Source organism: Treponema sp. (assembly GCF_045657965.1).
Lineage (GTDB): Bacteria > Spirochaetota > Spirochaetia > Treponematales > Treponemataceae > Treponema_D.
The window spans coordinates 21546-30244 of the sequence record NZ_JAZOUG010000207.1 but is presented as its reverse complement, the minus strand read 5'-3'; the positions used below and the strand labels follow the sequence as shown (position 1 = coordinate 30244).

The following is an 8699-nucleotide window of genomic DNA, read 5'->3' as shown; positions in this document are numbered from 1 at the left end:
GGATTTGCATTCAGCTTCGTTTTCGCAAACTACGAAGGAAGCGTCGGTAAATCAATCCTTGAGAGCGTAAAGAACATCATCTCGGTTTTGCTGGGAGTGGTCAATGTGTTCTCGGACATCGTCTCATACATCCGATTGTGGGCTGTAGGTCTGGCTGGAGCCGCAATTTCCGGCACGGTAAACACATTCGCAGGCCCACTGGTTGGGCACGCGGCTTTGTTCATCGTCCTTATCGTATTGCTTGTTTTTGGTCATGGCTTGAACATGATTTTGAACTTGCTTTCGGTCATCGTCCACGGCGTTCGTTTGAATACGTTGGAATTCTCAAATCACTTGGGAATGAGTTGGGCAGGCTTTAAGTATGAACCGTTGAGTGAATAAAACTTACGGTAAAAAAAGGAGATATAGATAAAAAACGGCCTAAAATATCGTCCGTTTTTTATCTTGACAAGTTTCCGTACGGAAACTTGCAATATTAACTGCTTCTCCTCATTACATTGCGGAGAAGCCTGAAAAGCCGCTAGAAAGTCTGCAACTAAAGTTGCTACAACTTCCTTCTCGGCTTTTCATAGGAGAAAATTATGAATTTTGGAATGATTGGTGCAGGTCTTGTAATGGGTATTGCAGCTATTGGTTCTGCAATCGGTATCGGTATCGCAGGTCAGGGCGCAATTGGTGCATGGAAACGCTGTTTTATGGCAAATAAACCGGCTCCCTTCATCTTGACAGTCTTCGCAGGTGCCCCACTTACACAGACAATCTACGGCTTCCTTCTTATGCAGCAGATGGCAGGCTCAGCAAAAATCGCTGAGAATCCGCTTTTCTTCCTCGGTTTGGGAATTGCGGCAGGCTTGGCAATGTGTTTCTCTGCTATCGCTCAGGGAAAGGCTGGTGCGGCTGGTTCAGACGCTCTCGGTGAGACAGGAAAAGGTTTCTCTAACTACATTATGGTCGTAGGTCTTTGTGAAACTGTAGCGCTCTTCGCAATGGTATTCGGAATGATTCAGTGCTAAGGAATTTCTAACTGAAACAAAAAAATAGCGGCTTCCCGTCGAGAACCTGCCATAAAAGTCGCGGTGAACAAGTTCAAGCGACTTTTTGTCAGAACCCCGACTCCAGCCGCTATTTTTTTGCTCAAGTGGATTTTCTGGCACTGGCTCGTTCAGAAAGTCTGACATAGGATTTGTGGTGAACAAGTTCATAGGGAGCGGCACTGCGAAGCAGGGCAAAAACTTGCGAGGCAAGTTTTTAGCGAGTCTCCGAGCAGCTATGCTGCGAAGGGCGGGGCTTTGTCAGAACCACACCTACGCCCGTCTTTTTTTGCTTAACTCGAAATGCTAGCATTGTATCATTCGTGAATACTGGCATAGGTTTTGCCAGAACCCCGACTCCGACCACCTTTTTTTTTCAGCTGGTTTAGGCACTGGCTCGCTTCGAATACTGGTATAGATGGAGATTTACTCTTTCAGCTTGTACACCATTACCCCCGCAAACACACCACCTAAAATCACAAGCCCTTCCGTGACGGCGGCTTTTCGCCAAAATGAGCGGCTCTCAAACAGCCTTTCGCTTTCCCTCGCAAATTGCGCGTTCAAATTGGCGTATTGCTCTTCAAGAGCCTCGCTCAACGTCTCTTCAAGAATCTTGTCGAGTTCGGCGACGAGCGTGTCATAGTCAACGGAATCATTCTTCTTCTGATTCTGACTTTGCTCTCTCAACGGCTTCCCTGATTTTTCGCTTTCCGTTTTCGATGGCGCGTTTGCCCGAATCGGAAGGCTTAGCGACAGCGCGAGAAGCACGCTGATTGTAATTTGTAATTTTCTCATTTTGATTTCCCCCTTTGTTTTCTGAATAGAAGTCCGAAATTGAACTTCCGAAATTCCCGACCGCTTTCGGCAAAACCACGCCGCACAGGGCGGAGATTATAACCGAAGCCCATGCCACCTCGCCGACATATCCCGCGCAGAGAAGAATAGTCGCCACAAGCACGGCAAATCCTTTGTAGCCCGCGAGTTTTCCCGCGAGGAGCAAGATTCTCTTTACAATGTTTGTGACAAGTTCACGGTATGAAAAATCAATCGTCGTCATACTCGCCTCCCCCTTTTTACCATTTTAAGATGTGGGTAGAGGCGAAGGAGTTCCGCACCACTCCGAAAGTTCCCCGCCTCGTTAGGCTCGCACCGCGACACATTCATATATTTCCCATCGCACCAACCCGCAACATGGACTGCCTTACCGCTTTCGTCAAGGAAAAATGCGGCATAAATAAGATTTTTGTCCGAAAAGTCCGTCACATCTTCGGTGAAAAATCCCTTGTAAAGCGTGTCCGCCGTCACTCTTATAGCCCGTCCCGTTGCGAGGCTCAACGCCGTGCAAACGCTGCCCGAACAGTCGCTTCCTTCGGGTGACTGACCGCCCCAAAGATATGGCGTTCCGTAGAATTCCATAAGAATGCATTTATAAACTTCCGCTTCACTAAGTCCGCAGCCAAAAAGCTCTTCCGTGAATTCGCCAAGTTGCTTCATATTCTTTTTCATACCGCGCCCCCATTTTCAAGGAATTTTGAAAGAACCGTGTAGGCTGCAGACACGAGAGCGACAAGCCCCGTCGCGAGTGACACAAGTCGGCATAATCTTGCCGCCCGCTCAACGGAACTTTGCTTGAAGTTCCCCTCTAATTCTTCTAGCCGTTCAAGCGTTCGTCTCTTGAACTCAGACATCTCGCCACGAAGCGAGCAGAACTCGCCGTAGATTTTCGTAAGCATATCGTTTTCCATACCGAGACCTCCTTTTTGGAAAGCAAAACTTTCCGTGAATTAAGATGTCTGAAATATACTGCCACTTTTGATTGCGTGAATGATTATATTTGTTACCGTTTTCCTGATATGAAACATAACCAATAGTTGCCCCTTTTCTTGCGGTATATTGAAAGCACGAACGGCGGACTGAAACTTCGCGTTGCGAATTGTCCGCCAAAAGCAAACAAAAAGGAGTTCTATATGCTCAAGATTTTTCTGAGACAGAACATGACAGCCAATGCAAAGGCTAAGTACAACTTCCGCTCCGAGAACGAGGCGGAAATCACATTTGAGAATCTCGTTGACGAGATGGCGGCGAACAACACGACAGTAACAAAAGCCGACATTTCGGGCGTGATGGATGTCTACAAGTCCGTTGTCCTCCGCTACGCCCAACTCGGCTACACGGTGCGAGGACCGCTCGGATTGTTCTTCGTGACGGCGGGCGGAACTACGGACGACAAACTCGCCTCGTTCCAGCCGAGCCTTTCGACAAACGACCACAGCCTCAACTTCAGATTCCTTGCCGACACCACAATTTCTCGCTCAATTCTCGCCAATACAAAAACGGAGCGGGTTAGCAACCGTCTCAAAATGATTCCGAGCATTGAGGATGTGCTGAACGCCGATGGGAACGATGATAACACGATAAAGGCCGGCGACATAATCCGAATTCTCGGCGACTACCTCAAATTCGACCAGTCCGACGAAACGCAGGGGGTGTTCATAGAGAAAGACGGCGTTTCTACTAGACTTGACTACTATGCATGGAACACAAACAAGCGGATTGATACGAGGATTCCGAACGACTGTGCGGCGGGCAAATACACGCTCAAAATCTGTGCGAAACCCTGCACAATCCAATACACCGAAGCCTTTTCTGAGGAAATCGTGATAAGCTAGAAAATCTGACAAAAGAATTTGCCGTGCCTTCAATTTTGGTACGGCATTTTTTGTCATTTTTGTGTTAAAGTCCTATGAGTTTCGGGCTAAAGTCAGGTGAACTTTCGACTAAAGTTCAATGAACTACGGGCAAAAGTCCTATTGACTTTGGGGCGAAGTCCTGCTGACTTTTGTTCAAAGTCCTGTTGAGTTTAGCCAATAGTGCCGTTAATAGATATATGGAAAAAGTTCTTTTTATAAATTTCTCGCCGTCGGAGTATGCTATGCATACCCCCGTGTTCAAGGCTCTCTTTCCCTCCTCGCCGTTTGAATTTTGTAACAACAACGCTTTGTATGACAAGGAGATTTCATCAGATGACCGTGCAGTAGTCGGATGCAATGCCGATGAAAACTCGGCTATGAACGCAATCTTTTATCTGAAAGAAAAACGGTGTCCTGTAACGCTTTTCTGCGAGCGGAAGCCGAGCGTGCTTTTCTTGAATTTCGTTCGCAAGCAGGAATATTTGTCCTTGCTTTTATGTCCTGAGAGCATTGACGAGGTGAGGCAGTGCGGCGAGTGCATCGCTCGTGGCAATCGTTATGTTTCAAAAGTCGCACAGGACAACGCATCGGTTCGCTCACTTGGAAGATTCCTAGATTACGAGTCGCTGAGCGAGATGAACAAGGAGCTTATGTTCTCTGTTTTTGAGGGGCTTTCGCTCAAAGAAACGGCTTTGCTCACGAGAAAATCTTTGCCTTATGTTCAGACGAGCCTTTCACGGCTAAAAGAAAGATTCAGCGTTCTTGAAAAAAGGGAGCTGTTCGTCGCAATGATGAAATGGATTGGGCTGAGTGACAGGATTAGTCAGAGCGGATAAGCGATGCTTGCCGAAAGCGTTCCGCCAACCGACTTTCTGACGGGAACTAAGACGGTTATTCCCTTTAGGGCGTGGCGGAAAAGGACTGGGGCAAGTTCGGAAAAAATCTCTACCTTGAAAATTATTTCCCCTTTCCGAACGGTCAGCAAACAACCGAGTTCCTTTTCTTCACTTAGGATAGGCTCGGCATCTTTTGCAAGCGTTCCCGTCAGAATAAATGTTTTTTGTTTTTTCTCGCTCATAAACTTCCCCTTAATTTATTTTCGGCAGAAGGTGGAGAAAAAAACACCTTTTATTTGTATTGTAAATCAAGGAATAAGTTTTAAAAAATTATACTTCCCACAAATCCGTATTGTTGTGAGTAACAAACAGAAATTTTGAATAGGCGGGGTACGCTATATATGGGGTAGAGATTTTTTTTTATTCTAACTTATGTTTGATATATTTATAGAATAATAATAAATAAAAAAGAGTTCTCCCTTTTCTTCAACCAAAAATTTTCGTATGTTTTTTTATAATCATAACATACTTCTATTCCAATGCAATACAACTCTCCTTCAGAAATATCATATATTGCTTTTTTATATTCGGAATTTACAATATTGAAGCCGTTAAAACTTCCTAATGCTAAAATTTTATTTTGAAATAAATAAAATTCATTTTCGCCATTTTCTGCAGGAATAGATATTGTTTTTCTTCCACCTCGATAAAATTCATTAAATTCTGCCCAAGATTGCGGTGAGAAAAAATAAGTCTGGAATTTTGTATATGTAAAATCACTTTTACGGTTCTCATAAAAAGTATTTAGGAAATCTAGAATATCTTTAGAAATTTCTAAATCTTTTTTTCCATTTGAATATGTAGAAAATATACAAAATAACAGCATAACAATATACAAACTAATTTTTCGGAATTTCAATCCAGTCCCCCTTTTGCGCTGAAATTTCTTTTTTATGCTTTCTCCATTCCAACTGTCTAGCAAACCATGATTTTTCGGGATTATCGTTTTTATATTTTTCTTTCCAAAGTCTTTTGTATTCCTTAAATACCGCAGCAGTATAATCGTTGCAGTCATTAAAAAAGATTTTGTATTTTCCTCCAGCAGATTTGTCATCCCCACCATTGGCTAATCCACGAGTGTCTCCATTGCCGAACTCTTCTAAATTATTAACATTTTTTACCGCTTCCTTGGTCAAAGCATCATCCATACCTGTATAAATTATTTTATAATTTCTTTCTGTATTTGCACTGTCTGTAGTTGTTATCCCTAAATTCTCACCGGAATATTGAGATACAGAATTTGTTGACGATAAATCACCGTAATCGATAAGTCCATGTAAAAAAAATCCCAAATTTTTACCAAACCAATTGGCGGTGTTATAGGCCCATTTTTGACCTTTGTTTATAGGGCGTTGCAAAATTGAAGCCCTACCTGTGGGGTCTATATATGTTACAGGATTATTTCACCCGTAGTGGTACAAATTGGCATTTGTGGGAATAAACCACAGAGAATTTTTGGAATATGCGTATAGTGTTTTTTCTATCGGCATCATAAAAAGTATAACATAATGTTGGAAAATCACAATTAAAAATTCAAAAACTAAAAAAAATCTCGAAAATCTCAAAAATGTCTATTCTCAGCGGTGACGCTAAGAAAAAATTAAAAAAATATAATGATTTTAGTTTAAAAAATTGGAATTCAATGTGAAAATTATTCTTAATGAAAGTAATAAACTCTGTTTTGATTCATATCGTTTATGTTTCTATGCTCGTAATAATTATTTTCTTGCTGAATACAAGAAGCAAGGAACTTAGGGAACAGAACGATAAAATCATTTCTACAGTGGAGCAACTTGAAGAAAAAATTGACTCGCTTTCCCAAACTGTCACGGAGTACGACGACCTTCTTTTACAGGAAATTACGGAAAACAGGAAAAGCACGGACAGGCAATTTTCCGAAACAAAGAAAATGAAAAGCGGGTACGACCTTCTTCTTGACGAGCAGAAAAAACAAAGGATTGATTCGGTCAAGAAGGACACTGCGGTCACAAATATGACGGCGGAAGCAGAAGCGTTTTACAAAGCAAAAGATTACCGTGAAGCATACAAGAGATTCTTAGATGTTCTGCAATACCAGCCTGAAAACAACGAGATACGCTTCAAGAAAGCACACAGTCTTTTCTGTATAAACCCTATGGATAGCACAAAATACAACGAGATAATCTCGGACTGCGAGGTACTGCGTAAGAACGGCTATGCGAATCCAAAACTTGATGAAATAGAGAAGCATATAAAAGCAGAGAGGGGGGAACCATAGTGAAGATTTACGGATTTTTGTTTTTCTTATTTTTCTTATCTTTCGCTTCGGTATATGCTCAGAACGCCGTTATTGCCCCGATAGTTTGTTACGATGAAAACACGCAGAAATTAGATTTCCCCGAAAATCCCAATGAAAAACTTTATTCACTTCTCGAAAAATATTGGCTTGAAGGTCTTGTAGGCTTCAAAAAAGCAAGCGAAAAAGACTACGATATGGTTAATTCCGCTGTTGATGCACAGCGAGTCTGCAATATTCTTGGTGAGCAGTACATAATCTACGGTTTCGTTCAAAAAAACGAAGCCTCTTGGTACGGAAATTTAAAACTTTATGACAGCGAGAAACGAAAAATCGTTGATGAATTCTTTGTAGTTGATAAAATTAGCCGTTATGACCGCTTTATGGAAACATTAGCAGACAGGATTCTTGAGGGGTTCGAGCAGGTTTTGGGACTGAGCCAAAGGCAACTTGCGGAAACCAAGAAACGACCTTTTGAATTCAGAATCCCTATATCGGGCTTCTATTGGTCTCCGATAACAGAAAAATGGAATGATGCGTATATGGGAATCGCTGGTGGAAATCTCGGTCTTGAAATATTTCCGCCACTAAAAAACAACACGATAAAATCACTTCGTTATGATTTTTCTGGTCAAATTCGCGCAACATATTCTTATGGAAAAGAGAGTGAGAATGAATATCCTTTAAATCTTCATAAGATAAGCGTAGGGCTTCCGCTTCTTGCGCACATATATTTGTCAAAGTATCACGGTTTTTATATCGGCGGTGGAATGGCTTATTCCTATGAGATTCTGACGGTCACGGAGAAATACGAGGAAGAGCGGACTCTGAAAGAGACTTTTTTCAATGCACTTGGAATATTGGGGTATGAGCTTTCGGTCTGCGAGTGGTTTAAAATTTTTACTGATGTCGAGTTTGATTTTCATCTGAGTGATGACAAGTTCATTGAGGTTCGCCCGACACTCGGTTTTTCTTTCAGCATTTACAGGGGAGAGCGGTATGATGATTAAATTTCCCCGATTGATTTGTATTATCTGCTTGATAATTTTTGTCTCGTGCAAGGAGAATGATTTTGAAGAGGCTCTTTTCAGAACGAATTCAGACCCGTTTCAAGATGTTCCCGTAATTGACAGCCTGAAAACAGAGAATACAGTTTATCTGAGTTGGAGCGAGGACATCGCCTCTGACAAATTTTATCTGATGCGCGCGGAAGACTCCGACACCCTTGAATTCAAATGTATATATGAAGGAACTTTGACTTCTTTTGTTGATTCTGCTCTTGCGGAATTCAGCCGTTATGTTTACAGGCTAGACAAGATTCGTGGACAGAAAAAATTCTATGGGAATACTTATGCGTTTGGCTATGCCTCTTCCGTTCGGAAAGATGAAAACGAATGTAATGATGTCGAGTCGCAGGCTTCTTTTCTTGAATACGACCTTGTTTGCAACCTTCCGTGCGTTCGGTACATCAGCAAGACAGAGCCTGTAATAGACGAGGATTGGTTTTTCGTTGAGATTCCGCCTTTGAGAAGCGCATCAATAGTTCTTAATCAGACGGCGGGGCTTGATAACCAGTCCACGGGAAGCGATACCCAGTTGATGCTGCTTGTGAAAGGAACTGAACCTATATCCGTAAAGCAGAATGTCGAGAATCTTATCTCAAATCCTACATACTCCACAAGAAAAATGTATTTCAAGGTTTATCCAACAACGACAGGATTGTTTTCGGCTGACAGTTACACGGCTGTAATCGAATATACAATCTCATTGAAACAAGTTTTTAAGTACACATCGTAAAGGATAAGAA

13 protein-coding genes and 1 pseudogene are annotated in these 8699 nt (G+C 42.3%); 7 read left to right on the top strand and 7 right to left on the bottom strand.

Annotation, left to right across the window (positions count from 1 at the left end; genetic code table 11):
* Positions 1-381 (top strand): annotated as a pseudogene (locus tag ACKI5B_RS07660) (V-type ATP synthase subunit I); the annotation flags it as partial.
* A 200-nt stretch (positions 382-581) separates the two neighbouring features.
* On the top strand, positions 582-1013 hold the full coding sequence (locus tag ACKI5B_RS07655; protein ID WP_296849555.1) for a V-type ATP synthase subunit K: 432 nt from the start codon (positions 582-584) through the stop codon (positions 1011-1013).
* Positions 1014-1457: 444 nt separating this feature from the next.
* On the opposite strand, the gene ACKI5B_RS07650 is transcribed toward ACKI5B_RS07655, so the two are convergent.
* The 4 genes from ACKI5B_RS07650 to ACKI5B_RS07635 are packed head-to-tail and all read right to left on the bottom strand — an operon-like array spanning position 1458 to position 2776.
* A complete protein-coding gene (locus ACKI5B_RS07650) occupies positions 1458-1718 on the bottom strand; it encodes a hypothetical protein (RefSeq protein ID WP_407427427.1) in 261 nt (86 codons plus the stop codon).
* Positions 1684-2088, bottom strand: a complete 405-nt coding sequence (locus ACKI5B_RS07645; RefSeq protein ID WP_407427425.1) for a hypothetical protein — start codon at positions 2086-2088, stop codon at positions 1684-1686. Before ACKI5B_RS07645 ends, ACKI5B_RS07650 begins: the two co-directional genes overlap by 35 nt.
* Positions 2085-2537: an NlpC/P60 family protein gene (locus ACKI5B_RS07640; protein WP_407427423.1), complete on the bottom strand. Its 453-nt coding sequence runs from the start codon at positions 2535-2537 to the stop codon at positions 2085-2087. The genes ACKI5B_RS07645 and ACKI5B_RS07640 overlap by 4 nt, the downstream gene beginning before the upstream one ends.
* Complete coding sequence (locus tag ACKI5B_RS07635) at positions 2534-2776, bottom strand: hypothetical protein (protein ID WP_407427421.1); 243 nt, start codon at positions 2774-2776, stop codon at positions 2534-2536. The genes ACKI5B_RS07640 and ACKI5B_RS07635 overlap by 4 nt, the downstream gene beginning before the upstream one ends.
* 222 nt (positions 2777-2998) lie before the next feature.
* Between ACKI5B_RS07635 and ACKI5B_RS07630 the strand changes: the two genes are divergently transcribed.
* Positions 2999-3700: an HU family DNA-binding protein gene (locus tag ACKI5B_RS07630; protein WP_407427419.1), complete on the top strand. Its 702-nt coding sequence runs from the start codon at positions 2999-3001 to the stop codon at positions 3698-3700.
* Between the two features lie 263 nt (positions 3701-3963).
* Positions 3964-4557, top strand: coding sequence for a hypothetical protein (locus tag ACKI5B_RS07625; RefSeq protein ID WP_407427417.1), 594 nt, complete (start codon positions 3964-3966; stop codon positions 4555-4557).
* Here ACKI5B_RS07625 and ACKI5B_RS07620 read toward each other — a convergent pair.
* The 3 genes from ACKI5B_RS07620 to ACKI5B_RS07610 all read right to left on the bottom strand — a co-directional run bounded on the left by ACKI5B_RS07620 (position 4545) and on the right by ACKI5B_RS07610 (position 5975).
* Positions 4545-4799: a hypothetical protein gene (locus tag ACKI5B_RS07620; RefSeq protein ID WP_407427415.1), complete on the bottom strand. Its 255-nt coding sequence runs from the start codon at positions 4797-4799 to the stop codon at positions 4545-4547. The two genes, ACKI5B_RS07625 and ACKI5B_RS07620, sit on opposite strands and share 13 nt — an antisense overlap.
* Positions 4800-5002: 203 nt before the next feature.
* On the bottom strand, positions 5003-5476 hold the full coding sequence (locus ACKI5B_RS07615) for a hypothetical protein (RefSeq protein WP_407427413.1): 474 nt from the start codon (positions 5474-5476) through the stop codon (positions 5003-5005).
* Positions 5457-5975 carry a hypothetical protein gene (locus ACKI5B_RS07610; protein ID WP_407427411.1) on the bottom strand — a complete coding sequence of 173 codons (519 nt, stop codon included), beginning with the start codon at positions 5973-5975 and terminating at the stop codon, positions 5457-5459. Before ACKI5B_RS07610 ends, ACKI5B_RS07615 begins: the two co-directional genes overlap by 20 nt.
* Before the next feature lie 347 nt (positions 5976-6322).
* Between ACKI5B_RS07610 and ACKI5B_RS07605 the strand changes: the two genes are divergently transcribed.
* Genes ACKI5B_RS07605 through ACKI5B_RS07595 form a run of 3 tightly spaced genes read left to right on the top strand, consistent with a single transcriptional unit; the run spans position 6323 to position 8689 of the window.
* The gene (locus ACKI5B_RS07605; RefSeq protein ID WP_407427409.1) at positions 6323-6874 is read left to right on the top strand and encodes a hypothetical protein; all 552 of its coding nucleotides are present in this window, start codon (positions 6323-6325) and stop codon (positions 6872-6874) included.
* A complete protein-coding gene (locus ACKI5B_RS07600; protein ID WP_407427407.1) occupies positions 6874-7902 on the top strand; it encodes a hypothetical protein in 1029 nt (342 codons plus the stop codon). Before ACKI5B_RS07605 ends, ACKI5B_RS07600 begins: the two co-directional genes overlap by 1 nt.
* Positions 7892-8689, top strand: coding sequence for a hypothetical protein (locus ACKI5B_RS07595; RefSeq protein ID WP_407427405.1), 798 nt, complete (start codon positions 7892-7894; stop codon positions 8687-8689). The genes ACKI5B_RS07600 and ACKI5B_RS07595 overlap by 11 nt, the downstream gene beginning before the upstream one ends.
* The last annotated feature ends 10 nt before the right edge of the window (positions 8690-8699 follow it).

Excerpts from the sequence above, each read along its gene's own strand:
- ACKI5B_RS07655 (WP_296849555.1), top strand. The coding sequence starts at position 582 with ATGAATTTTGGAATGATTGGTGCAGGTCTTGTAATGGGTATTGCAGCT.
- ACKI5B_RS07645 (WP_407427425.1), bottom strand. The coding sequence starts at position 2,088 with ATGACGACGATTGATTTTTCATACCGTGAACTTGTCACAAACATTGTA.
- ACKI5B_RS07640 (WP_407427423.1), bottom strand. The coding sequence starts at position 2,537 with ATGAAAAAGAATATGAAGCAACTTGGCGAATTCACGGAAGAGCTTTTT.
- ACKI5B_RS07635 (WP_407427421.1), bottom strand. The coding sequence starts at position 2,776 with ATGGAAAACGATATGCTTACGAAAATCTACGGCGAGTTCTGCTCGCTT.
- ACKI5B_RS07630 (WP_407427419.1), top strand. The coding sequence starts at position 2,999 with ATGCTCAAGATTTTTCTGAGACAGAACATGACAGCCAATGCAAAGGCT.
- ACKI5B_RS07625 (WP_407427417.1), top strand. The coding sequence starts at position 3,964 with ATGCATACCCCCGTGTTCAAGGCTCTCTTTCCCTCCTCGCCGTTTGAA.
- ACKI5B_RS07620 (WP_407427415.1), bottom strand. The coding sequence starts at position 4,799 with ATGAGCGAGAAAAAACAAAAAACATTTATTCTGACGGGAACGCTTGCA.
- ACKI5B_RS07605 (WP_407427409.1), top strand. The coding sequence starts at position 6,323 with ATGCTCGTAATAATTATTTTCTTGCTGAATACAAGAAGCAAGGAACTT.
- ACKI5B_RS07595 (WP_407427405.1), top strand. The coding sequence starts at position 7,892 with ATGATGATTAAATTTCCCCGATTGATTTGTATTATCTGCTTGATAATT.